Source organism: Staphylococcus sp. 11262D007BW (genome assembly GCF_053547815.1).
Map to the genome: position 1 here is coordinate 1,875,238 of NZ_JBPWPJ010000001.1, position 26,277 is coordinate 1,901,514.

A 26,277-nucleotide genomic window follows, 5' to 3' on the forward strand; every position below is an offset into this window, starting at 1 on the left:
CTATTATACTTAAGTGTAGAAGAAGTGATAAGTTATTAAAAAATGGATGAGGCACACTCCCCATCCACTTAGTCATTATATAAACATCTTTTGAAGCAACCCTTGTTTACGTTGTTTGAGATGTTGAATTTTAGAAGCTTGTTTTTCAATAAGAGAATCTATACGATTAAATAACTTTGTTATTTTAATTTGTTCTTCTAAAGTGGGTATCTTAATTTTCAACTTTATAATTTCCTTTTTAGAAACATTAAACCTTGTTGATCCCTGTGAAAGAATGGTTATCCTTCTTCTCATTTCTTCATTTCTCAAAAACCTAGCTAAATAAATTGGCTCAACATCCTTAAATGTCACACGAAAACCAAAACAAAAACTGTTTAAATAAATATTTTTTTGTTTATAAAGCCATATCGAACTCATACCTGTTTCTTCTGGTATTTCAGAAGAAGTAGTAAAAAATATGTCTTTATAATGTACTTCATTTTGCTTTTCGTTTTTATCGATATTAACCTGTTCAATCATATCTGGTTCAGCAATCGTGTTTTTAAAAACATTCTTATAAGTTATAAAATATGAATTTCCATAACCAAAATCTTTCTTTGTTTTACCAGATAGTCCAGTATAAGTATCTCCTATTTCTCCTAATTTCTTCTCTTCCCACTCTGGATAGTCATTACCATTTTCATCTTTGAATCGCAATGCTTGAGAGAAAATCTTTTGCATATATCCCTTCTTTTGTTGCTCTAACAATTCAAGTTTCTGCTCTTCAAGCTCAATCTGTTTATCTAACTTAGAGAAAAACGCACCAATCTTCTCTTGTTCATTTGAATTACTAGGTATAGATAATTTAATACTAAAAAAATCATTTACTGGAATATTTAATAAACCATGATTTCTAGCTCCTTCAACTGCAATACTTGAAACCCCTTTATGCCATTTATTAGTTTCAAAATATTGTCTCATCATGCTTTTGTTAACTTCATTTATAAAGTCAAAACATATATACAAAGAAGATAATACTCCCTGATCATACCTTGTTAATTGTTTTATCGCACCTAAGGGATATCCATTAGAGTAACTTTTATTGTATGCGAACTCTCCTTTTTTCAATAAAGTATAATTACTTAAATTTTTGGACGACACCGATTTACTAAAATATTCTATTTGATCTATTAACCCTAATTGACCTGAAATAGTTAATGGTTTTTTAGACTCTAAATTTAAATTTTTTCTTTTTACACGATTACTAATATCCCCCAACTTTTTCTCTTCCCATTCTCCTGTGAATTCTGGGAAACGTAGTTCAGGAACGTTTGTTTTCGGCTCACTCATGCTTCAACACCTCTAACTCTTTCAGGTAGTCGTTGATTTCAGCTTCAACTTCTTCAATTTCTTTATCAATGTCTTTAAGATCTTGTTGCACTTGGTCGAGATCTACAGGTTCCTCTTCTTCAAAGGTATCAACGTATCTTGGAATATTAAGATTGTAATCATTGTCTTCAATTTCTTTAAGTGAGGCATTGTAGCTAAATTTATCAACTGTTTCACGATTACGATACGTATCGACAATTTTATCAACGTCTTCATCGGATAAATGGTTTTGATTTTTACCTTTTTCGAAGGATTGAGATGCGTCGATAAATAGCACGCTATCGTCCTCTTGACGACATTTTTTAAATACTAAAATACTTGTTGGAATGCTTGTCCCAAAGAAAAGGTTCGCTGGTAAACCAATGATAGCATCAAGATAATTCTTTTCTTCAATTAAGTAACGACGAATTTTACCTTCTGCTGCCCCACGGAATAAAACACCATGCGGTAACACAACTGCCATTGTGCCGTTATCGTCTAGGTGATAAATCATATGTTGAATAAAGGCAAAGTCAGCTTTAGATTTTGGTGCTAATTTACCATAATTACTGAAACGTTCATCGTCCATAAATGAAGGGTCAGCGCTCCATTTGGCACTATATGGTGGATTAGCAACGACCGCTTCAAATCGTTCATCTTTCACGGCTGGATCTTCTAATGTATCACCATTATCGATTGTGAATTGTTGGTAGTTCACGTTGTGTAATAACATGTTCATACGTGCAAGGTTGAATGTTGTGTTGTTGTATTCTTGTCCATAATAGTGACGCACATTCGCTTCACGTCCGACACGTAATAACAGTGAGCCTGAACCACAAGTTGGGTCATATACATTTTTCAAATCTTGACGACCTGTTGTCACAATTTTTGCGAGAATTTTTGACACTTGTTGTGGTGTATAGAATTCGCCCGCCTTTTTACCTGCATTCGCCGCAAATTGACCGATTAAATATTCGTATGCATCGCCTAACATGTCGATTTCCATATCACTATGCACAAATGGTAATGTGCTAATATTCATCATCACTTTCGCAATCAACTTAGTACGTGCCGCATTGGTATTACCTAATCGCGTTGAGTGTAAGTCCATGTCAGCAAATAGATGGTTAAAGTCATCTTCACTCTCTTCCCCACGTGTTGATTCTTCAATATGGTTTACTGCACGATGTAAGTCTTCAATGTCGAAGGTTTGGTTTTCAATTTTACGTATTAAATGGCTAAATAATTCGTCTGGTTTAACGATAAACCCGATTGATTGAATTAACTCTTCGCTAATCGCTTCTTGATATTCCTCATCTTCCCATGCTTCTTCGTATGAAATGTCATCTTCACTTAAAAGGTCGGCTACCTCTTGTTCGGTCTTTTCGGACAAAAAGCGATAGAATATTAATCCTAGAATATAATTTCTAAATTCACTCGCATCCATATTACCTCGTAAATCATTGGCAATGCTCCATAGTTTCTTTTGTAGTTCCGCTTGTTGTTCGCGCTGTTTTTCAGTTGTTGACATTATTCATCTTCCTCCCCTAGTAATTGTTCGGCTAATAATTGATTCATTAAATAATATTTCTTCTCATATAAATAGTGTTGACGTTGGCGATACGCTGCAAGTTGGCCAATGCGTCGTTGTTTTTCAAGTGATGGTACTTGAATTTTGATTTGTTTCAAATGGCTAAGCGTCAGTTTTTTAACAAGTGAGCCGCCTTGCATAAATTGTTTAAATTGCGCACGTGCTGAAGGTGACGCATTGAACCAGTAAACAAGGTAGTGGCGATCTAGTCGCGTTTCATCCACTTCAATTAACGTATAATTATACGGTAATAGACTGCCACTATGCGCTTCGCTAACGATGACACACTCACTGGTCATCATATTCATCACAATTTGACCTGCGTGGACTATTTTTCCTTTGTGCGTTTCAGGTAGTTGTATGTACTTAGGTTCATGTGGTGTCGGTTGAAATTGTCCCTTATCGTGCAACATCATCGTATGGTCATAAATGGGAACAGGTATCCCATCCGGTGTAGCTTCAGCTTCCAGGCGCTTCAATAACGACCCATTGGTATAAGTGACTAAACTGTCAATCGTCATAGCCCCCTCTTTGTATTTTTTATTTACTACAAATGTATTGTATACCAAAAAACTCTTGTAGTAAAGTAAAAATACAAGAGTTTTTCGAAAATTATTCCACGTAACTATATTTTTCTGCGGTATCTTCTACAAATTGCACGACTTTATCTGTTGTTTTCTTACGTTGGATCAAGTTCCCTTTGATGTTGTTTCGAACTTGTCTACGGTCAATATTACCACTATATTCATATTCATTGACGATGTCATTGACTAACAATGGTGACAACGCCTGATGATCCGCAAATTGATCAATTTCTTTTTGTTTTTCTTGTTCTTCATAATCGTAGTAAGCTTCATTAATGTCTGCATCTTTTTGTAGTGATGGCACGACATTATCAATAAATTGACGAATTAAATCTGCTTTTAAGCGTAATTGTTCATCATCAGCTTTATCTAATAATTGATGGATTTGGCGACGTTTTTCATCTCGTTCTGCTTTGTTAGAGAGGTTGATTTGGCCAATTAAATCCATAATATATTTCACATTAATAACATCGTTACGCATCAATTCAATTTTAAAGTCGATATCATCCAAAATGGACGTACCCTTATCTGTATTCCGATCACGACGTACCACTTGTTCATAGATAGCAAGATATTTACCTTTATAATCTTCGTACGTTTGTTCCGAAATATTCAACATCTCTTCCGTAAACTCAAATGCATCAAAGGTTTTAAGCTTCACAAGTGTATTCGACAATTCTCTAAACCATTCAACAAATGACTTTTGATCTTCTTCGGATTCTAATTGATCAACATCAAACGGTGTCGGCGCAAGTTGATAAACGTGTTGTAAAATCTCTTTGAACGCAGCTAAATACTCTTCGTACGACAAGCTGAGTACCGTATCGGTATTATCAGTTTGTGAGAAAATCTCAATCGCTTCATCGGTTTGTTTTTTCAAATCGCGATAGCACACTACATTCCCATAAGGTTTTGTTTCTTTTTCAATACGATTCGTTCTAGAATATGCTTGAATCAAGTCGTGATGCTTTAAGTTACGATCAACATATAATGTATTCAACTTTTTACTATCGAACCCTGTGAGGAACATATTCACTACAATTAGAATGTCTATTTTCTCGCCAGGTACCACTGCTTTCATGCGTTTTGAAACATCTGAGAAATAACCATCAAAATGATCCGTATCATAATTTGTACCAAATGCTTCATTATAATCTTTCATTACACGATCGAGTATCTCACGAGAATGTTCGAAATGCTCCTCTTCATGCGTATCTTCATTCGCTTGATACGTAAAGATCGTTGTGACATTCAAATCATGTTTACCTTCTTGTTTGAACTTTTGGAAAATATCATAATACGCTACAGCCATTGGAATACTTTGAACTGTAAACATCGTCGTATACTTACCTTGATGCGTCTTTTTCGAATAGTTCGCAGCAATGTGTTCTGCCACAAGTTGAAGACGCTGCGGTTCCATCCACACTTCTGCCGTATTAATTTTATCGACATAATCTTCATCTATCTCTTCTTTAGTATTAAACGTCTGATTGTATTCAACAGAGAATCCAAGCACGTTACCATCGCGTATCGCATCTTTAATTAGGTAGTGATGTAAACATTTATCAAAAATATCCGCAGTCGCACGGCCATCCTGACTTTTGTTTTCTTCAAAACGCGGTGTCCCTGTAAAACCAAAGTACTGCGCATTTTGGAAGTGTAGCTTAATAGCACGGTGCATATCTCCAAATTGCGTTCGGTGACACTCATCGATGATAAACACCACTTTATCTTGTTTATAACGTTCCATTACATCTTGGCCAGACTTCACCGCATTCGACATCTTTTGAATCGTGGTCACAATAAGATGTTGTGAAGGATCCCCTAATTGTTTGAGTAACTTTTTCGTATTATCGGTAAAATCCACCGAATCTTCCTGGAACTTATTAAATTCTGCCAAGGTTTGGCTGTCTAAGTCTTTACGGTCCACGAGGAAAATCACTTTTTTAATGTCTTCCTCTTGCGATAACAATTGACTCGCTTTAAACGACGTTAACGTCTTACCGCTTCCTGTCGTATGCCATATATATCCATTATTATTCGTCTCTAACGCTCGATTAAGAATCGCCTCAACCGCATAGACCTGATATGGGCGCAATGCCATCAATATCTTATCTGTTTCATTAACAATCATATAACGGCTAATCATTTTCGCAAGATGACATGGTTCTAAAAAGTCATCAATAAAATCTTTAAGGTAATTGATACGTTCATTCTTCTCATTTGTCCAATAAAACATGTGTGCTTTCAAAATTTCACGGTCACTATTCGCATAATAACGTGTTTCTACTTTATTACTAACCACAAATAGCTGCAGATAGCGGAAGAGTCCCGTAAAATTTTGTTTACGGTATCGCTCAATTTGGTTAAATGCTTCAGAAATCGCCACGCCACTACGCTTTAATTCTATTTGCGTCACTGGCAAGCCATTAATTAAAATCGTCACATCATAACGACTTTTATATTTATCTTTCACACTAATTTGATTCGTCACTTGAAACTTATTTTGACACCATTTTTTCGTGTTCATTAACTCAATCGAAACAACCGTCTCATCATCCCTACGAAGAATATAACGATCTCGCAGTTGCATCGCACTATCGAATACAGATTTTCCATTAATATCTGTTAATAATCGTTGAAACTCATTATCTGTTAAAGGTTTCCCCTCTAACTTATCCATATGACGTTCATTAATAATTGTTCTTAAATTATCATACAAAGCCTCAACATCATGAAGGGTCACACGTTCATACCCTAAACTTTCTAATTGTTGTAGCACTTCATTCTCAAGTGCATATTCACTTTGCTTAGCCATCATTATTCCCCTTTATTTCTTTATCTCATTACTATGTATCACTTGAACGTTCACAATATAAATATAACATAAAACAGTTTTTTCAATCATAGGTTCATTCAATTTATCTATTTAAAAATTGAGCCTCATTAAAATAGATTTTTTATCCCTCTCACCAAAGAGATTAGTATATCCGGCATGGAGAGCGTAATATCAATTCTTTCGAGTAATTTAGAGTCTTTTTTCTTCTTTTTGTTTCGAAATATTCCCATCAAATACCCTCCACATTTCCATACTTTTCTTAATTATAAGTCCTTACTCATTGTATTTCTACATTAAAGTTGAATGATTTATCACTCATCTCTTAATCTTTATAATTTTTTCACATTCTATCTAAATTATTTGAATGATGCCTTTATTTTAGGCATACTAAGGTTGTAGGTAACTAAAATTGAGGAGTGAAATTATGAATCAAGAACAATTTGATAAAGTCAAAAACGGCAAAGGTTTTATTGCAGCTCTAGACCAAAGTGGTGGTAGTACTCCTAAAGCGCTACGTGGTTACGGCGTTGAAGAAGATCAATATCAAAATGATGATGAAATGTTCAACTTAGTACACGAAATGCGTACACGTATTGTGACATCTCCATCATTCTCATCTGATAAAATTATTGGCGCGATTCTTTTCGAACAAACAATGGATCGTGAAGTTGAAGGTAAGCATACAGGTGATTATTTAGCAGACAAAGGTATTGTACCTTTCTTAAAAATTGACAAAGGCTTAGCTGAACAACAAAACGGTGTTCAATTAATGAAACCTATTCCAGATTTAGATGAATTACTTGTACGTGCGAATGACCACAAAATCTTCGGTACAAAAATGCGTTCAAACATTCTTGAATTCAATAAAGAAGGTATCGACAAAGTCGTTGAACAACAATTCGATATCGCTAAACAAATCATTGCACGTGATTTAGTACCAATTATCGAACCAGAAGTGAATATTGAAGCTGAAAACAAAGCTGAAATTGAAGAATATTTAACAGAACAAATTAAAGCGCATTTAGATGAGTTAAAAGATGATCAATATGTCATGCTTAAATTAACAATTCCTACAAATGCTAACCAATACGAGGAACTTGCTGATCATCCAAATGTAGTACGCGTTGTAGCATTATCAGGTGGTTATAGCCGCGAACATGCAAACGAAGTACTTAAAACAAATAAAAACATCATCGCAAGCTTCTCACGCGCATTAATCAATGACTTACGTGTAAGTCAATCAGATGAAGAATTCGATAAAATCTTAGGTGATACAATCGATTCAATTTACGATGCGTCTGTTAATAAAGTAGATGCATAATACGACATTAACCCGAGGCAAACTGTCTCGGGTTCTTTTTTGTTGTCCTAGTCTTTTTTTACATTAAAACCTTTATTATGTATCAAAACATTACAATTTCACATTTAGCCGAACAGTTGTACCCCTTTTCACCCTCTCAACCAAGCGCATTATCAAATTGTCGGAAATATTACAGAAACGATTAAAATTTTACTGAGTGATTAAAATCATATCTGAAAGGTTCTTTCTCGCGTTAAAAGATGTTAGAGTACTAAACAGATAAAAACGAGGAGGACTTTAAGAATGAAAAAATTATTAAGCGTCTCAACAATCGCTTTATCATTAGGTGCTGCAGGTTTCATCGCTCAAGATGCTAATGCAAGTGAACAAACTGAACAACCTGCTTACGCACAAATCGCTACACAAAACATGAACGACTTATTTCATTACGGTGAAATTACTACAGATATAAATGGTGACTATCACCACACATTAGATGGAAACTGGACACAAGATATGTTCGACAATCAAGAATATTATTTCTATCTTATTGACAACGAAGGACATACACATTATTTCTATTTCCCAATTCAAAACTATGGTAACCAAGGTGCTGCAGTTGTGAATAACCAACAACATTCACAATATGAAGATAATAGCTACGCTGCAAACCAATCACACCAAGATGTTCAAGCACATGGTTACAATCCTGAAGTAAACCAAAGCCACATGTACAACAATGAACAATCAGGTAATAACAATGCACAACAAGCTACACCAGCTCAAGACAATACAACTCAAGCTACACAAAATACAGCATCAACTGGTGAAGTAGCTCAAAATACAGCAAATCAAGGTGCAATGACTAATAATACAACAGATCAAACAGCACAAGCACAACCAACAGCAACTCAAGCACCTGAAGTGAACTCAACAAATACAACTAACGCTTCATCAAACAATGTTCAAGCGTCAAATAACACTCAAGAAACAACACAAACTTCAAGTGAAGCACAATCTTCATCACAAGCGTCAACTAACGACCAAGCTGCAACACAATCATCTAACGATAACCAAACTGCATCATCAAACTGGTTATCAAACTATGACCAAGTTCAACCATATGGTCAATACAATGGCGGTGGCGCTCACTACGGTGTAGACTATGCAATGCCTGAAAATACACCTGTTTATTCATTAACTGATGGTACAGTCGTACAAAGTGGTTGGAGCAACTACGGCGGCGGTAACCAAGTTACAATTCAAGAAGAAAACAGTGACAAATATCAATGGTATATGCACATGAACTCATTAAACGTTCAAGAAGGTGACCAAGTTCAAGCTGGTGACCAAATCGGATTATCAGGTAGTACTGGTAACTCAACTGGCCCACACCTTCACTTCCAACGTATGAGCGGTGGTATTGGTAACGAATACTCAGTTGACCCTAACCCATATATTAATCAACAAGGATAATATTTAATTTTATTAATATCCCCAAAATCATTTCATTGATTTTGGGGATTTTTTTGTGCATTCATTTATTATTCTGATGGTATGAGACATACGAAAATACATCTATTTTTAAAATAATTGTCATCCATTTTCTGTATAACAATAACTTTACAATGTTTTTAATTAAAGTAAAATCTAGTATAATATTGTTTGAAAGGTATTTTTTAAATGTATTTAAGGAGAATGTATAATGAACAAATTTTTGACATTATCACTTACGACAGTATTATTGCTAAGTGCTTGTAGTTTCAACAATGATACAAACAGCGATAATGATAGTGATCAAAATAACAAAGAAGAAATGGCAAATAATAATAGCAATCAAAATAATACAGAAGAAACGGCAAATAATAATAGTAATCAAAATAACAAAGAAAAGACAATAAATGATAATAACAACCAGCAAGCTAACACGGGTTATCAAAACAGAACTACCCAACAAAGTAAAATCACACCTGAACAAGCTGAGGAAATTGTAAAAAATAATACTAGTAGCGCAATGTATGATATTAAATACAATGCACAACAAAGCACTGACGACAAAATAGCGGTTGATTTTACAAGTAAAGGTAATGTTACGCCTGTCCCCACGCAAGCGATTGTTGATGCGTATTCAGGTGAAATTTTAGACTACTACAATAATGAAACTGAAGAACAAAAAAGAACAAGAGCTAAGGGTTATTTAAACAGTCCGCTAATTGTAAATAAATTAGATACACCGTTGATTAAAGAGTATCAACCCAAAGCTTACAATAAGTTAGCACAATATGAACAAGAACATCCAAATGCTTTTTCAGAAAATGACGGCCTAGCTAATCAGCGTTTAGTTAATCAAATACTAGGATCTGGTCATAGTGCAGCACCTTCACCAAACGAAGATAATGACACAGACCAAGAAACCGAACCACAAGCCGATGATAGCGAAACACAAAATGAGCCAGAGACAGAAGCAACAACTTCATCAGAAGTAGCATCAGAAGTAGCATCACCAGAAGCAGACAATACTCAGGAACAATCTGAGGAACCAGCGCCTCAAACGCAAGGAAAAATGGAAAAACCAGAGCCTCAAACACAAAAAAACAGTGAAGCAACATCAGATGAAGCAACAAACCCAAACGACTAATTCATCAATCAAAATCATTTAGTTTCCATCCAAAAGTTTGGGACAAAGTGGTAGAAAACTGATACATTGGAAATATCTTGAGAAATAGTGAATTACCGTTAAAGAAATGAGGATCACTTTATGAACAAGAAAAAGGTCTTTTATTTAATACTACTCATTGTCACCGCTTTGATTCATTTTCTCCTTCCTGAAATTACAGGTCATAATCATATTTGGGTTCGGTCGTTTGGTATTATTCCTTTTATATTCTTTGTTTTATTTTTATTTGCTTCAGAATCGAGTAGGAGAATAACCATTATTTGGTTATTCGTCCTCTCACACCACCGTGCGTACGGTTCCGTACACGGCGGTTCAATATCTTGCGTAAGCCAGCTCTGCGAGGTGGACTAAAGGTATTAGTCCCCACTCGTAGAGTTGTTTTGTTGTAAGCGCACGATGGACTTCTTTTACACTTGAGAGTCGCCAATACTTCTTACGTGATTGTGAAACTCTCATTGCGCTATCATGGTCAAGTCCATATTTACGTAACATTTTGTATTTTGTTTTCGTTTTCTTCCATCTTTTAAGAATCAGTTGTCTAATACGACGGTTTAGCCATGATTGTACTTTTGTTAAAAAGCCTTTAATAAACCCTCTACCAAAATAATTTATCCACCCTCGAGTCACTTGATTGATTTCTGTTATAATCTGTCTGAAGGTACCTGGTCTATTTCGTTTCGTTAGGCGTCTTAAGGAGCGTTTTAAACTTCTTTTTGCTTCCATAGTCGGTCTGAAACGATAAATGCCATTTACTTTGGTCATTAGACAACTCAAGAACTTTAAACGTGTGACTGCACCTACCTTGCTCTTTTCCTTATTTACAATAAGTTTAAGATCCTTTTCGATGAATTTTGTCACACTCTCCATAACACGTTGGCCTGCTCGTTTTGAACGCACAAAGATGACGAAGTCATCAGCGTAGCGAATAAAACGATGTCCACGTTTTTCCAGTTCTTTATCTAATTCATGCAGATAGATGTTACATAATAGCGGCGATATAACGCCACCTTGCGGTGCACCGATTTCTTTATTCTTGTAGTTACCATTGAGGTCAATGGCACCAACTTGTAGACTTCTACGAATGAACTTAGAAATAGTTTTATCCTGGATATGACGCTCAAATAGATATATTAACTTGTCATGATTTAACATATCAAAACATTGTTTTAAGTCGCAGTCGACTGCGACTGAATAACCTTCTTCATAGTATAATGCACATTGCTTCAATGCAGTACCTGTACTACGATTTGGTCTGAAACCATGACTGTGATTTGAAAATGTACGGTCAATTTTAGGTTCAATGACTTGTTTAATGGCTTGTTGGATAACTCTATCTCTTGCGACAGGAATACCCAACACTCGTTTTTTCCCATTTGATTTTGGGATTTCAACTTTCCTTACTGCTTGTGGTTTGTATGTACCATCAAGCAGTTTCTTTCGAATTTGAGGAAAGTACTGCGAGAAGTGCCTATTCAAGTCACTAACACTCATACCATCAATTCCAGGTGCACCTTTGTTCTTTCTCACTTTCTTAATTGCTTTTTCAATGTTGTTTGGTCTTACAACAAGTTCCATCAAAGATGGAGACTCACGATACATTTCTTTCATTTCACCTAAGATTTACTGTACACACTTATATATCCTTTTTTCGTTCCACTACTTATCTTTCTATAAGTTGCCGGTATAAACCGTTTTCTGCACACCGTAAATCTATAACCTCCATTCTTTACTTTGTATTTAATATTGTTCAGTCCTTCGATATGTTTATACCTACTATGACTTCTGCTGATTTCTCATAATTCGTTGTTACTACGATTCTACGAATCGCTTATGAGACCTCCCCGGGTAAGGTGTAACCTCTTTCCACTCATGTCACCACATCATTTACTATATAGAACTCGGGTAGTATAGGACTTTATCTTGTATAGCAGATTCATCCATTCTACATAGCCTTAGTATGATGTTTCTGTTCGTCAGTGCGAGTGTTTGCGTCCGACTTCCTTCAGATTCCACTTCGCAGTGGACACCCTTGTCCTTCGCTAACAGTTCCTACTACCAAGCCTGTAACGGACTTTCACCGTCAAGATGTTACCCATGCCGGGCGCACTACAAAAAATCCACGTGATTGATTGCTCAATCCACGTGGATTTTACCTTTAATTCTTAAGACAAGCGAGGGTCACTGTCTTTTTTAATGAGCATGGTCGTGTTCGTCATGCTCATCTTCTGCTTCGATTTTTTCATCTAAAGCTTTATTGATGTTTTTAATGTTTTCTTTCATTAATGTTTGGAAAGTTTCATCTTTGCTTTGATCTTTCGTTACAGCTTCCATATTATTGAATTTCAATGGCTCTGCTTCTGTTTCTTTACGAATCGTATCTGTCACTTTATTAGACACGTTTTCTTCATATAAAATGTATTTCGCACCTGTGTCATTAATCTCTTTAATGATATTTGTTAGTTCTTTTTGAGATGGGTCTTCAGAATTTAAACCTTGTACCCCTTTTTGTACGAAACCATAACGGTTCGCAAGATAACCTAATGATTCATGAGAAATGAATACCGCGTGACCTTCATGACCTTCTGTTGCTTTCTTCATATCTTGGTCTAATCCTTTTAAATCTTTTAAGACGTTATCGGCATTTTTTTGATATTCCTCTTTATGTTCAGGATCTTTTTCGCTTAATTGATCTCGAATTTCTTTAACAAATGTTTCATCTAATTTAGGATCTAACCATACATGTGGATCGTATGCGCCATGTGAATGTTCATGCGCTTCTTCATGATCTTCTCCTTCGTGCTCATGATCATGTTCGTCTGCTAATAACGAAGATTGATCTACTTGATCTTCAAGCGATAATTTGTGATCGTCTTCTTTAATTGCGCCGGCTACTTTTTTCGCCACAGGATCTAAATCGTCCCCAGTATAGACGAATAAATCAGATTTGCTGGCATCCATAATATCTTTTTGAGACGGCTCATAACTATGCAAATCTGCACCTGTTGGATAGATCGAATTGACTTCCACATGATCTCCGCCAATCTGTTCCACAAACGATTGCAGTGGGAAAACGGTTGTTGTCACTTTTAAAGCCTCATCAGAGCTGCCTTTAGTGCTACTTGATGATTGTTCATTATCTTGTCCACATGCAACGAGTACAACACTTGCTAACACTGCAGTTGCCATAAACTTTATACCTTTTTTAATCATGTGTCCTTCTCCTTTAGTTTCATTTAGTAATCATTACGATTTAAAATTATAAAGGATATTCTATTAAAGCGCAATGTCTTTTGGAGATTTATTTCATATTTTATGATATTCATAAAAAACCCTTAACACATTGGGCGTTCAAATGGTTAAGGGTTTCTATTCTAAGATAATAAGTTTTTTACTTCTTGAGCTACAAGTTTAGCAGAAGCTGGATTTTGACCAGTCACTAGACGACCATCCACTTCTACGTGCCCTTTCATGGGTACTTTAGATTTGCGATAAGTTGCATCTTTTGTTTTTAATTCCGTTTCTAAAGCAAATGGCACATACTTTTTACGATTGGCGAGCACTTCTTCTGCATTTGAAAAACCGGTTAACGTTTTGCCATCGATAAAGAAATGATGGTTGGCCTGTTTCACTTCTAATAATGCACAAGCACCGTGACAAACTGTTGAGACAATGCCTCCACGGTCATAAATGGTATTAATCGCCTTTTCAATATGAGGATTACCTGGGAAATCAAACATGACACCGTGTCCACCTGTAAAATAAATCACGTCATATTGAGATGGATCCGCTTCACTAATTGATTTAGAGTGTTGCAAAAGATTCATAAATTGTGAGTCATCATAATAAGCCTTAGATATACTATCTAGTGTCACAGCATTTAAACTGACCGGATCAAGCGGCGTTGCGCCACCATTAATATTAAAAATATCAACTTGATAATTCGCATCATCTTTAAATACATCATAAAAGTGCACAAGTTCGCTCAACCACAATCCTGTTGGTTTATCAAAACCATCAAACTGATCATGACTTGTATTAACAATCATTATCTTTTTCATAGCAAGCCTTCCTCTCTAAAAGTGTGTTGCTTATGTTTACCCATTTTGCTCATCTTTATGTTTCATCTTGTAATGAATCAATCGATTGTGTAATGTGCGCTAATTGTTCTTCTTTTAAAAATTGTGCGGCTTGGTTAATTGGCACGTAGTCTTCCCATTCTTGGCGTTGTGTTAATAACTGTTCAAGATGATTATCTTGATTAACTGGGGCGTCATTCATTTCTAGTTCACTCCTTGTCAATTGCTTTAAATGCTTTTTCTAAATCGTTAATAATATCATCTATATGTTCAAGTCCAATCGATAAACGGATGGTTTCCGGTTCGATACCTGCTGCTTTTTGTTCTTCTATAGTGAGCTGTTGGTGTGTCGTAGAAGCTGGATGAATCACGAGCGACTTCGCATCACCTACGTTGGCTAATAACGAAAATAATTCCAAGTTTTCAATCCATTGGCGACCTGCTTCATAGCCACCTTTCACACCAAATGTAAAAATAGAGCCAGCCCCTTTTGGTAGATAACGTTCTTTTAATGGATAGTAGTCACTTGATTCTAGTCCTGCATATTTTACCCAAGTGACAAGTGGATGTTGTTCAAGATAACGTGCCACTTTTTCAGCATTGTCCACATGTCGTTCCATACGAAGCGACAATGTTTCTAACCCTTGCGTTAGTAAAAAAGCATTAAATGGTGATAATGCTGCACCTGTATCACGTAATAGTGTTGTACGAATTTTAAAAGCAAGTGCCGCTTCTTGAAACGCTTCTGCAAAAATGATGCCATGATAAGATGGATCTGGTTCACTCAGCGCTGGGAACTTCCCATTTTGCCAATTAAAGTTACCCCCATCAATAATGACACCACCCATTGTGGTACCGTGGCCGCCGATAAACTTCGTCGCAGAATGAACGACAATGTTTGCACCGTGCTCAATCGGTCGGCATAAGTATGGTGTCGCAAAAGTATTATCTACTATTAATGGTATACCCGCTTCTTGTGTAATTTGTGCAAGTGATTCTAAATCTTCTACATTACCTTCAGGATTACCTATTGTTTCAACAAATACACCTCTTGTATTCTCCTGTATAGCTTCTTTTACATCATTAACATCTTTTGTATTAACCAAAGTGACCTCAATACCATATTTCGGCAATGTATGCGTAAACAATGTGTGCGTGCCACCATACAAAGTCTCACTCGCAACAATATGTTCGCCACTTTGTGCCACAGATTGAATCGCATATGTAATCGCCGCCATACCAGAAGCAACAGCTACACCAGCCACGCCTCCTTCAAGTTCAGCAAGACGTGTCTCTAATACCGTAGTCGTTGGATTCATTAACCGTGTATAAATATTCCCCGGTTCTTGTAAACTAAATAAATCCGCCGCATGTGCTGTGTCATCAAACGTATATGATGTCGTTTGATAGATTGGTAACGCTCTGGAGTTGGTTTGTTCGTCTACTGCTTGGCCAGCGTGTAATTGTAACGTTTCAAATTGATAATCTGTCATCCCTATTCCCCCTTAACAAAAAATAAAGCCTATCCTGAAAAGATAGACTTTAAAAAATAGACATCTTATCTCTCAGGTTCATTACCTGTAGGAATTAGCACCTAACTTAATAGGTTGCCTGGCTTCGTCGGGCCTATCCCTCCGCCAATCGCGATAAGTCATGATTCATTTGTTTTAAATAAGAATAACGTCATTGTATAGCACACACACTCGAAAGTCAATGATTTATCTGAATTTTTATTATAATGCGAAAGTTTAGCGGTAACCATTTTGTTTCAAACAAAACCCACTCAACCGTATTAAAAACATTTTAAAATGCAAGTGAATTAACATTTCTTAAGCATAAGGAAATTGCTAGTTTAAATGGTTTCTATATTGCTCGCGTTCCTACAGGCCTCGCTCGAACTAATCAAACCTTCATAATACTTTAAGGAAAAATCAAGGTTCACCTACTCACTAACGTTCGTATGTGTAAGGATGACGTAATTCACTATGTTCATAAATCATCCTTTAGGATTTCTCACTTCGGCGTGATCTGTCAGGAGTCTCGCAACCGAAACCATTTAAAATAATTGCTCAGTAACATAGAGAAACATTTGAGTGGTTATGGTGCACTTTTGATTTCGAGGTGCTTTCCACTGATTGCAACCTTAGCCGAGACTTCTTTGGCATAGAGCCGAAACCGAAAATCCATTTTGTCTTCTTATTTAACATTCTATAAAAGACAAAATTAGTTGAGGTGAGGCGCCTAGAAACGCGAGGCGTAAAGGTGCAATCACTATTACTTTAATCACTGAGAAATACGAGTCATAAAGGTGTTAATAACTTTAAATATATCTAATCATTTCCCCTTTATCATTACTTCCTCTACTCAATATATATTGCTTTTGATAGGTTATGGGTTCGGCGGTATGTAGGGATATGAATGACCCGTTGATTGAGCGAACCTTTATATGGAAGGTTCGGCCGATATAAATGTTGAATAAACATTCCATCAACGAGGACATCTACTTTTTCTAAAAGTGGACGTCGTTGGCTATCACGCCATAGCCACTCGAATTGGAAACCTGACCATACCCAAATAGATTTTGTCTTACCAAATCGCTCACGAAACGCTTCAATTAACGCGCTCGTTACCTTTAAATTACAAAATGGTTCGCCACCTAAAATACTCAATCCGCTAATATAATCTGGTGCACATGCTTCCAAAATATCGTCAATCATTTCATCGACAAAAGGTGCGCCATATCGAAAATGTTGCGCTGCCACGTTATAACATCCTGGACATTGAAATGGACAACCTGATACATACACACTACACCGTACGCCTTCTCCATCTACAAAACTATGATGTTCAATTTTGGCAATATAACCAGAACCTTGTCGAATGGCTTCAGCGATCATGATTTAGGCACCTTCATATGTTTAACACGTGCGCACATTTCTTTATGACGCCCCTCAATAGTTGGACGTTGCACTGGGTTGCCTAAATAACCACATGTCCGTTTTACCACATCGACTGTCGATGGATCATCATTACCACAATTTGGACATTGATAGCCATGAGGGGTTGTATCAAAATCACCTTCAAACCCACACTCATAACAACGATCAATCGGAATGTTGGTACCTAGATAACTAACACGATCATACGCATAATCCCATACAGCCTCTAGCGCTTTCACATTATGATCCAATTTTGGATATTCACAATAATGAATATAACCGCCACTCGCATAATAAGGATAATCTTTTTCAAAATCGAGCTTTTCAAATGGCGTCACGTCTTTACGTACATCGTAATGGAAAGAGTTTTGATAATATCCTTTATCCGTTATATTAGGTATCTCACCAAAACGGTCATAATCTAAACGACAGAAACGATCGGTCAAGGACTCACTTGGCGTACTATAGATACTGAACCATACATCTTCTTCCTCTGTCCATTGATATTGGTAGGTTTGCATTTCTTTTAAAATTTCCAATGTAAATTGTTTCGCTTCAGGGTTTGTTTCCCAATCTGCCCCATAAAACACAGTCGCTGTTTCATATAAACCGATATACCCCATCGAAATCGTCGCACGTTTTTCCTTAAATAATGAAAAGACGTCTTCTGTTGGGTCTAATCGATGCTTAAAAGCGCCACTTTGATATAAAATTGGTGCATTATCAGGTGTGGCTTGTCGTACACGTGTAATACGGTACACTAATGCATCATGTAGCACCTGCATCCGTTTATGAAAAATCGTCCAAAATCGTGCTTTATCACCCTCAGATTCTATTGCGATTCTAGGTAAATTTAAGGTCACTACACCTAAATTGCATCGCCCATTATTCTCATGCGCTCCTTGGTCATTGTGCCATGCCGGTAAAAAAGAACGACATCCCATCGGTGCTTTAAAATCACCAAGTAATTCTACCGTTTTATCATAATTTAAAATATCAGGATACATGCGTTTCATTGAACATTTTAAAGCCAATTGTTTTATATCATAATTGGGATCTTCCGGTGCAAAATTAGTCCCTTTTTTAATCGAAAAGACCAGTTTTGGGAAAATAGCAGTAATCCTATCTTTCCCTAGTCCTTTAATGCGGGTTTGTAAAATCGCTTGTTGAATTTTACGACTTAATTCATCTTCTCCTAGCCCAAATCCTAACGTTACAAAAGGCGTTTGGCCATTTGATGTATACAACGTATTAATTTCATATTCTAAACTTTCGATTGCGTCTTGAATGTCAGCCGTTACTTGTTGATCAATATACGTTTCACGTTGATCAGGGGCCACAAATTGAGCTGCTGTTTGTGTATGTTTTTCTTGATTATAACGTGCATATGTACTGAGTAATTCATCGACACGGTCAATGGTACAGCCGCCGTATTGACTACTAGACACATTGGCGATGATTTGTACTAATTGGGCTGTCGCTGTTTGTATTGACTTTGGAGAGGTTACTTGGGCGTTACCAATTTGAAACCCGTTCGCAAGCATTCCTTCAGCGTCGATTAAACAACAATTCGTTAGTGGTTGAAATGGATGATAATCTAAATCATGAAAGTGTATATCACCCGATTGATGTGCCTCTGCAACATGTTTAGGTAACAACTGATCGAGCGCATACACTTTAGATACAACGCCAGCGGTTAAATCTCTCATTGTCGAGAACGTAGCGCTGTCTTTATTCGCATTTTCGTTGACCACTTTAGGATCTTTAGTCATGAGACCTTCTAGTGCTTTTTCTAATTGCTTCATCTCACATCTCTCCTACATATAGTATCTAATTTTAATACTAGACACTATATATAGTACATTCAAATTAAAATAAGCCCGTTAACCAATTTGTCATTTCTTTTCAAACATTATGTGAACATAAAATAGCACAACATTTAAATGGTTGAATAATGTAATGTTATATTTCAAAAATACTATTTGAGACCTAGGTTCAACTGTTTTTATTGACGTTATTTCGTGGGCACATAAACGGTCATCGTCGTGCCGTGGCCAAGTTCACTATCCACTTTGATATTGCCTTCTAGTTGTTCACTAAGTGTTTTCGCAATATACAAGCCTAAACCTGAGCCACCTGTTGTTTTATGGCGAGACTGTTCTACGCGATAAGTACGCTCAAAAATGCGAGGTAAATCTGTTTCGGCAATACCGATGCCCTGATCTGTTATCGCAATCGCAATATCGTGATCCTCTGTTTGCGTTACCCGAATATCAATTGACGTTCCCGCTTCTGAAAACTTTAATGCATTATCCATAATGTTCATTAAAATACGTTCAAGCGCTTGTTGATTTTGATGAAATGGCGCAATATGTTTATCAATATCCACATTCAACGTGCGCTGTTCTTGTTGTAAACGTTGTGCATAGGATTCTAAAATAGGCAACAACAGTTGATCCATATGAATCAGCGTGGAGGTATGCATTGAGTGATTAATAGTCATCACATCCGTTAGCTCATCAAACATTTGTGATAATCGATCAGCTTGTTCAATCAACACACCATATGCTTTTTGCGTCGCTTGGTCTCCATGAATAATGCCATCTTTTAACCCTTCTGAATAAGACTTGATACTGGCCAAAGGTGTCTTCAAATCATGGGCTAAATTTTGAATAAGCTGTATTTTTTCTTCTTGTTCCTCTTTAATCATAGCCATTTGTTTTTGAATTTTTGTAACCATTTGATCAAACGACATACTCAGTTCTTGAATTTCTCTCGGACTTCGAATATTTAAACCAGTCACATCGAAATGCCCTTCTGCCACCTTTTGCGTTTGGTCATTTAATCGTTCAATCTTTTTAATGGTGGGCACAGTAAAAAACAAGCCAAGCACGAGCGTCACCATTGCTGATAATAACGAACAAAGCGTTAGAAATATCGCAAAACGACCATCAAACCACATCAATTTATACAAAATATAAAATAAAACCGTTGTGAGACTAATCGTTACAATGAACGAAACGACGAGTTGTTTACGTAATGTCATGAGCTCACCTTCTGAAACTTGTAGCCTAACCCCCACACCGTTTCAATGCGATAGTCGTCATAATGATGTTGTTCTAACTTTTCACGGATACGATGAATGTGAACATTAAGTGTATTCATATCTTCAAAATAATCATATCCCCACACTTGTTCAAGAAGATCTGTTTTAGATAATGCTTCAGATTCGTGTGAGGCAAAATGCCACAATAGTTCGAATTCTTTAATTCGAAATGCAATTGGCTGTTCTCCTACCATTACCTCTTTTGTTGAGTTGTTGAGGGTTAACCGACCACATTGAATAACCGCTTTAGGTGCGACAGTGACCGTATTCACACGATGTAGTAAATTTTTAACGCGTATCACTAGTTCTCTCGGGCTAAATGGTTTTTTAATATAATCATCCGCCCCTAACATTAAGCCGTAAATTGTATCATGTTCACTCGTTTTGGCTGTTAAATACATATAGGGAATATCTAACCCACGTTCTTTCATCGTTTTTACAACTGTATACCCGTCCACTTCAGGCATCATAATATCTATGACCATAACATCAATATGTGTGTCGAGTGCTTCCAAAGCTTGTTGTCCATTATTTGCTATAGTGACTTGAAATCCTTCATACTCAAAATACGTTTTACAAATCTCTCGAATGTCTTGTTCATCATCCACTATGAGAATATGTGCCATTGTTATCATTCCTTATCGTTTTACGCTTGATGAAATGATTCAAACTTATTTGCTCTAACGTCCGTCGATTCATCAGCAAAATGACAAACACAACAAGTTGAAGTGGATAAGTAAAAATCATATCAGCTAAAATATAATTTACCATAATGAACACACCAAAAGCACTTGCCGTGTAGGACATAATCCCTAAAATTAAACCGAGTCCGATGGCAATCTCTCCTAATTGTACGGCCCATTTAAATAATTCAAGGTTATGAGCAATCACTGTTTCAAATAATGCTTTGTACCATGCCGGTGAATCCTGATTGTCTCGAATGACAGAAACCAATCCATCAATCGCAAAGCCACCTGTTAATTTTTCATAACCTTGCATTAAAATATAAAATCCTGCACCAACGCGTAACAATAAAATCATTATTTTATATATCATTTTCAACACCGCTCTCTCTGTCTAAAAAAACGTGACATTGTGATGACTCATGTGCTTTAGTCACTTCCGAATGCCACGTTCCCTTCATTTTATTTTGAATTACTGATCTAAAGCTGCAGAACCAAACACAACATGTGCCTTGTCGCAATAAATTGTGACAGTATTGTAGTCTTCAGGATTAATATCTTTTAAATCAAACGTTTGTGTTGCTTCATCGTATTTAACCGGCGCTACTTTCATACCTTTTTCAATATCATTATCATTTGTTAAGTAGACATGTAAATCTGGACCTTTAGAAGATGAGAAATCCGTTAACATTAATTTGTTATCTTTAATTTCCGCTTTTCCTTTCACTTCCATTTCATTGTCGCCTTTGAACATGCCCATTTTCATCATGCCATCACTAGAGTTTTCATCCATTTTTTGATCTTTCATTTCTTTCTGATCTTTCATTTCCATTTTTGAATTCGTATCTTCTTTCGATTCTTTCATAGCATCATTACCACACGCACCTAATACCATAGCCGTCGCCAAAGTACTCGCTAATAACGTCATCTTAACCTTCATTGTCATTCCTTCTTTCGATTTAATTTACACCCTAATCATAAAACCAATCCAATCGAAATAACATAAACCATCCCTTAACAATTCTTAATAAAATATTAAATAAAGTGTGGAGTGCTGCGGTTAGGATTCGATGTGATTACGTGCACTATGAGCGAAGTAAATTAGTGCACGTATGCATGCGAGTAGGCGAACCTTTTTCTTAAAAAGAAAATCGCTCTTGGATTTTATTAAGAGTTCTCAGGTTCATATAAAAAGAACGATTTTCAACTTTATTTTTGAAAATCGTCCTTCTTTCTTCGGATATTTAACACAATGATGCGTCAGTAGCCATCCGTTAATTATGTTTATTCTTTTTAGTAAGTTTATAAATACAGTATATAATCAATATAATTATAGTTAATAAATCAAAAGAGGAAGCAAATGAATCACTAAATGATTGTTTCAACCAAAAAAACCTAATTATAAATAATAAAATTGATTGTATAATTACAGCTATGAAAACGTTTATTACAGCTTTATTCTTTATAATGGAGTAAATAATGTAAGATATAACTGAAATTGTTATTAAAAACATAAATATATGCGGCGCCATTAAAGATACCTCTCAATTATAAGATGATTAATGTAATAGCTTATAATTTTCGTTGTAAGAAATTCCTTTATCAAGATTTGCTCCCAATCAAAACACTCCCAAGCATAAGATAACATATCTTTTGAAATAAATTTTAAACTTCATATAAACCTTATCCTAATAGTAATCTCATAATGAGTTAAAATTTAGCTGTTTATACTGATTTTGTATTCAATCGATTCATCGTGTTATGCTATTAAGGTTATTGAAGATTAATGTATAAAGGAGGCGCATCAAATTGACTTTTTTGGCTATCGCTATTTTTGTGATTACTTTGGTTTTTGTCATATGGCAACCTAAAAATTTAGACATTGGTATCACTGCCATCATTGGCGCAATTGTTGCGATAATTACAGGGGTTGTGAGTTTTTCAGATGTGTTAGAAGTAACTAGCATCGTATGGAATGCGACATTAACTTTTGTAGCTATCGTGTTAATTTCTTTAATTTTAGATGAGATTGGCTTTTTCGAATGGTCTGCGATACATATGGCACGTGCATCAAAAGGCAATGGCTTAAAAATGTTTATTTTGATGATGTTATTAGGCAGTCTTGTTGCAGCCTTTTTTGCTAATGATGGCGCGGCTCTTATTTTAACGCCAATCGTGCTTGCTATGGTGCGTCACTTAGGATTTAATATGAAAGCCGTTTTCCCATTTGTAATCGCAAGTGGTTTTATAGCAGATGCGACTTCCCTTCCCTTAACTGTAAGTAATTTAGTCAATATTATTTCTGCTGATTACTTCGATATTGGATTTGTGGCATATTTAAGCCGTATGATAATACCTAATATCGCTTCTCTGATCGCGAGTATCGTTGTATTATGGTTCTATTTTAGAAAATCTATTCCAACCACATTTAGTACGACAGCACTCATTTCACCGCATCAAGCGATTAAAGATGTGCGGTTATTCCACTTGTCTTGGGTCATTTTAACGTTATTGTTAATAGGTTATCTCATGAGCGAAGTCATTCACGTCCCTGTCTCACTCATTGCTGGTGCGATTGCGCTCGTTTTTGTCCTTTTAGCTCGAAAATCTCCAGCAGTGCATACGAAACAAGTCATCAAAGAAGCGCCTTGGAATATTGTCCTGTTTTCAATTGGGATGTATATCGTAGTTTTTGGTCTAAAAAATGTAGGCATCACTACTTTATTAGCACAGGCGATAACGGTTATTTCACATTATGGCTTATTCAGCAGTGTGATGGGAATGGGCTTCATCTCAGCATTTTTATCATCAGTTATGAACAATATGCCAACTGTATTAATCGATGCAATCGCAATTGGCCAAGCACATACAGCCGCACTCATTAAAGAAGGTATGGTTTACGCCAATGTCGTTGGATCAGATTTAGGACCTAAGATTACACCTATTGGCTCTCTAGCCACATTACTATGGTTACATGTATTAACTCAAAAAGGTGTCAAAATTTCATGGGGAACTTATTTTAAAACAGGCATTGTCGTCACAATACCTGTTCTGTTCGTCACACTTTTAGCATTATATTTTACTTTCTTTTTATTCTAATGCGCATTTAATTTTTAAATAAAGATTTTGGAATATGACAATAATCGTTAGGGTGGCGATCTAAATAATCTTGATGTTCGGGTGCACTCGGAAGATATTGTGTTAATGGACGTACTTCTGTCACAATACGATGCGCGTCTGGTCTTGATTGAATATAGCCCTTCGCTTCTTCAAGGTGTTGTTCAGAGGTGCTATATACACCAGTCCGATATTTCGGCCCGACATCTTCCCCTTGTTGATTGACACTATATGGGTCAATCGCTTCCAATAAATAAGAGACGAGTTGACTGACGCTGATTTCTTTAGGGTCAAAAGTCGTTTTGACACATTCTACGTAGCCATCATATGGACCTTCTAACGTATCTGTATTACCGTTCGCTCGCCCCGCTTCTGTATCTACTACACCTGGTATTGTTTTAACGTAAGCTTGAACACCCCATAAACAGCCACCTGCTAAATAAATCGTTTCCACACATCTTCTCTCCTTTTTTCCTTATCGTAACATGTCTGTTTAATACGCTTACAAATTTCTCGCTAATTTTATCTGAAAATTTCGATTTAATCTCAAAATATCCTTGTATTCTGATAAGGATTATTATATTATGCTTATAACTACTTACAAATTAGAGGAGGCATTTTTAATGTCATTATATTTATTAGAAACTCAAGATCTTTCTTTTGCTAAAAATCAAACTGAATTTGAAGACAAAGTAGAAACATTATCTCAAACAGAAACACCTGAATTAATCGAAGTACAAGTAACAGAAGACTTTACGCATGGTTACTTCATTGTTGAAGCGTCTAGCGAAGAAGAAGCACGCTCATTATTAGAAGATCATGATATTCAAGTGAGTTTAGCCAAAGAAGTACGCTTAGTAGGAAAATCTTTAGAGGAGGTCAAACAAGGCGACGTCAACATCGACTATCTTGTGACTTGGAATATTCCAGAAGGCATCACAATGGATCAATATTTAGAGCGCAAAAAGAAAAATTCTGTACACTATGAAGAAGTGCCAGAAGTTCAATTCCAACGAACTTACGTATGTGAAGACATGACAAAATGCGTTTGTCTATACAATGCGCCAGATGAGGATGCTGTTCGTCGTGCTAGAGAAGCCGTTGATACACCAATCGATGACATCGAGAAAATTTAATTGCTTTGATGCACTAAGATAACCTATAAAGACGGGCAATGCAGAGTAAAACATCACACTTTACGTTCTACTCGCTGTCCGTCTTTCCTTTATAGTTAATTCCTACTAAATCAATAAGAATATTGGAGGTGCGATATGATTACCATCAAAGACGTCAATCACTATTTTGGAGCGCATCACGTGATTCAAAACTTTAACTTAACCATAGAACAAAATAAAATTGTGACGTTTATTGGCAAAAGTGGATGTGGCAAATCCACTTTATTGAATATTATTGGTGGCTTTCTGATGCCTTCTTCTGGTGAAATCACAATCAATGAACACATTAAACGAGCACCTTCATCGGATTGTTTGATGCTTTTTCAACATCATAATTTATTACCATGGAAAAACATCAACGATAACTTACGTCTCGGTTTAAAAAATGATATTTCCAATGAAACGATTAACGACTATTTATCTATAGTAGGATTAGCCAACCAAGGAGATGCCTTTCCAGATGCTTTATCTGGTGGGATGAAACAACGTGTAGCCATTTGTCGTGCGCTTATTCATCAACCTGATGTCGTATTATTGGATGAACCACTTGGTGCGCTCGATGCCTTTACACGATATAAATTACAAGATCAATTGATTACGCTACGTGACCAGACAAATGCGACGTTATTACTTGTCACTCACGACATCGATGAAGCGATTTATTTATCAGATGACATTATTTTATTAGATGAAGGGTGTACAGTCATAAATCATTACACGATTCCCTACACTCACCCACGTCATCGTAATTCTAGCCAATTATTGGCAATACGTAATCAAATTATGGAAGATTTTGCCTTAAATCATCATATGGCAGATCCGGAATATCATATTTAGAGGAGG

At 36.2% G+C, this 26,277-nt stretch carries 22 protein-coding genes and 1 riboswitch; of the genes, 6 read left to right on the forward strand and 16 right to left on the reverse strand.

What is annotated here, in order from left to right:
• Positions 1–75 precede the first annotated feature (75 nt).
• The 4 genes from ACEE93_RS09225 to ACEE93_RS09240 all read right to left on the reverse strand — a co-directional run bounded on the left by ACEE93_RS09225 (position 76) and on the right by ACEE93_RS09240 (position 6,340).
• Positions 76–1,329, reverse strand: a complete 1,254-nt coding sequence (locus tag ACEE93_RS09225) for a restriction endonuclease subunit S (RefSeq protein ID WP_449155229.1) — start codon at positions 1,327–1,329, stop codon at positions 76–78.
• Positions 1,322–2,878 (reverse strand): type I restriction-modification system subunit M, encoded by a 1,557-nt coding sequence (locus tag ACEE93_RS09230; protein WP_449155228.1) that lies wholly within the window; start codon positions 2,876–2,878, stop codon positions 1,322–1,324. The genes ACEE93_RS09225 and ACEE93_RS09230 overlap by 8 nt, the downstream gene beginning before the upstream one ends.
• The gene (locus tag ACEE93_RS09235; RefSeq protein ID WP_449155227.1) at positions 2,878–3,459 is read right to left on the reverse strand and encodes a restriction endonuclease subunit S; all 582 of its coding nucleotides are present in this window, start codon (positions 3,457–3,459) and stop codon (positions 2,878–2,880) included. The genes ACEE93_RS09230 and ACEE93_RS09235 overlap by 1 nt, the downstream gene beginning before the upstream one ends.
• Positions 3,460–3,550: 91 nt before the next feature.
• Positions 3,551–6,340 carry a type I restriction endonuclease subunit R gene (locus ACEE93_RS09240; RefSeq protein ID WP_449155226.1) on the reverse strand — a complete coding sequence of 930 codons (2,790 nt, stop codon included), beginning with the start codon at positions 6,338–6,340 and terminating at the stop codon, positions 3,551–3,553.
• Positions 6,341–6,785: 445 nt separating this feature from the next.
• Here ACEE93_RS09240 and ACEE93_RS09245 point away from each other — a divergent pair, with 445 nt between their 5' ends.
• From ACEE93_RS09245 to ACEE93_RS09255, 3 genes are all read left to right on the forward strand, one after another.
• Complete coding sequence (locus ACEE93_RS09245; protein ID WP_449155225.1) at positions 6,786–7,682, forward strand: fructose bisphosphate aldolase; 897 nt, start codon at positions 6,786–6,788, stop codon at positions 7,680–7,682.
• 282 nt (positions 7,683–7,964) lie between these two features.
• Complete coding sequence (locus tag ACEE93_RS09250) at positions 7,965–9,137, forward strand: peptidoglycan DD-metalloendopeptidase family protein (protein ID WP_449155224.1); 1,173 nt, start codon at positions 7,965–7,967, stop codon at positions 9,135–9,137.
• A 229-nt stretch (positions 9,138–9,366) separates the two neighbouring features.
• Positions 9,367–10,299 carry a hypothetical protein gene (locus tag ACEE93_RS09255; protein WP_449155223.1) on the forward strand — a complete coding sequence of 311 codons (933 nt, stop codon included), beginning with the start codon at positions 9,367–9,369 and terminating at the stop codon, positions 10,297–10,299.
• A 351-nt stretch (positions 10,300–10,650) separates the two neighbouring features.
• Here the strand turns inward: ACEE93_RS09255 and ltrA are convergent, their stop codons facing one another.
• From ltrA to ACEE93_RS09310, 11 genes are all read right to left on the reverse strand, one after another.
• Positions 10,651–11,937: a group II intron reverse transcriptase/maturase gene (ltrA, locus tag ACEE93_RS09260; RefSeq protein WP_449156580.1), complete on the reverse strand. Its 1,287-nt coding sequence runs from the start codon at positions 11,935–11,937 to the stop codon at positions 10,651–10,653.
• 591 nt (positions 11,938–12,528) lie between these two features.
• Complete coding sequence (locus ACEE93_RS09265) at positions 12,529–13,548, reverse strand: metal ABC transporter solute-binding protein, Zn/Mn family (protein ID WP_449155221.1); 1,020 nt, start codon at positions 13,546–13,548, stop codon at positions 12,529–12,531.
• Between the two features lie 161 nt (positions 13,549–13,709).
• Positions 13,710–14,396, reverse strand: a complete 687-nt coding sequence (locus ACEE93_RS09270) for a type 1 glutamine amidotransferase domain-containing protein (protein ID WP_449155220.1) — start codon at positions 14,394–14,396, stop codon at positions 13,710–13,712.
• Between the two features lie 55 nt (positions 14,397–14,451).
• Positions 14,452–14,616, reverse strand: a complete 165-nt coding sequence (locus ACEE93_RS09275; RefSeq protein WP_449155219.1) for a hypothetical protein — start codon at positions 14,614–14,616, stop codon at positions 14,452–14,454.
• A gap of 7 nt (positions 14,617–14,623) precedes the next feature.
• Positions 14,624–15,907 (reverse strand): O-acetylhomoserine aminocarboxypropyltransferase/cysteine synthase family protein, encoded by a 1,284-nt coding sequence (locus ACEE93_RS09280; protein ID WP_449156521.1) that lies wholly within the window; start codon positions 15,905–15,907, stop codon positions 14,624–14,626.
• 62 nt (positions 15,908–15,969) lie between these two features.
• A riboswitch (SAM riboswitch) is annotated at positions 15,970–16,067 on the reverse strand.
• A gap of 707 nt (positions 16,068–16,774) precedes the next feature.
• On the reverse strand, positions 16,775–17,311 hold the full coding sequence (nrdG, locus tag ACEE93_RS09285) for an anaerobic ribonucleoside-triphosphate reductase activating protein (protein WP_449155217.1): 537 nt from the start codon (positions 17,309–17,311) through the stop codon (positions 16,775–16,777).
• The gene (nrdD, locus tag ACEE93_RS09290) at positions 17,308–19,158 is read right to left on the reverse strand and encodes an anaerobic ribonucleoside-triphosphate reductase (RefSeq protein ID WP_449155216.1); all 1,851 of its coding nucleotides are present in this window, start codon (positions 19,156–19,158) and stop codon (positions 17,308–17,310) included. Before nrdD ends, nrdG begins: the two co-directional genes overlap by 4 nt.
• 209 nt (positions 19,159–19,367) lie before the next feature.
• Positions 19,368–20,399: a sensor histidine kinase gene (locus tag ACEE93_RS09295; protein WP_449155215.1), complete on the reverse strand. Its 1,032-nt coding sequence runs from the start codon at positions 20,397–20,399 to the stop codon at positions 19,368–19,370.
• On the reverse strand, positions 20,396–21,085 hold the full coding sequence (locus tag ACEE93_RS09300) for a response regulator transcription factor (RefSeq protein WP_449155214.1): 690 nt from the start codon (positions 21,083–21,085) through the stop codon (positions 20,396–20,398). The genes ACEE93_RS09295 and ACEE93_RS09300 overlap by 4 nt, the downstream gene beginning before the upstream one ends.
• Positions 21,060–21,521, reverse strand: a complete 462-nt coding sequence (locus ACEE93_RS09305) for a DoxX family membrane protein (RefSeq protein ID WP_449155213.1) — start codon at positions 21,519–21,521, stop codon at positions 21,060–21,062. The genes ACEE93_RS09300 and ACEE93_RS09305 overlap by 26 nt, the downstream gene beginning before the upstream one ends.
• A gap of 93 nt (positions 21,522–21,614) precedes the next feature.
• Positions 21,615–22,082, reverse strand: a complete 468-nt coding sequence (locus ACEE93_RS09310) for a DM13 domain-containing protein (protein ID WP_449156522.1) — start codon at positions 22,080–22,082, stop codon at positions 21,615–21,617.
• Positions 22,083–22,951: 869 nt separating this feature from the next.
• Between ACEE93_RS09310 and arsB the strand changes: the two genes are divergently transcribed.
• Positions 22,952–24,241: an arsenite efflux transporter membrane subunit ArsB gene (arsB, locus tag ACEE93_RS09315; RefSeq protein WP_449155211.1), complete on the forward strand. Its 1,290-nt coding sequence runs from the start codon at positions 22,952–22,954 to the stop codon at positions 24,239–24,241.
• A 7-nt stretch (positions 24,242–24,248) separates the two neighbouring features.
• On the opposite strand, the gene ACEE93_RS09320 is transcribed toward arsB, so the two are convergent.
• A complete protein-coding gene (locus ACEE93_RS09320; RefSeq protein WP_449155210.1) occupies positions 24,249–24,713 on the reverse strand; it encodes a peptide-methionine (S)-S-oxide reductase in 465 nt (154 codons plus the stop codon).
• 169 nt (positions 24,714–24,882) lie between these two features.
• Here ACEE93_RS09320 and ACEE93_RS09325 point away from each other — a divergent pair, with 169 nt between their 5' ends.
• Both ACEE93_RS09325 and ACEE93_RS09330 read left to right on the forward strand, forming a co-directional pair.
• Complete coding sequence (locus ACEE93_RS09325; protein WP_449155209.1) at positions 24,883–25,395, forward strand: DUF4242 domain-containing protein; 513 nt, start codon at positions 24,883–24,885, stop codon at positions 25,393–25,395.
• Between the two features lie 135 nt (positions 25,396–25,530).
• Positions 25,531–26,271: an ABC transporter ATP-binding protein gene (locus ACEE93_RS09330; RefSeq protein WP_449155208.1), complete on the forward strand. Its 741-nt coding sequence runs from the start codon at positions 25,531–25,533 to the stop codon at positions 26,269–26,271.
• The last annotated feature ends 6 nt before the right edge of the window (positions 26,272–26,277 follow it).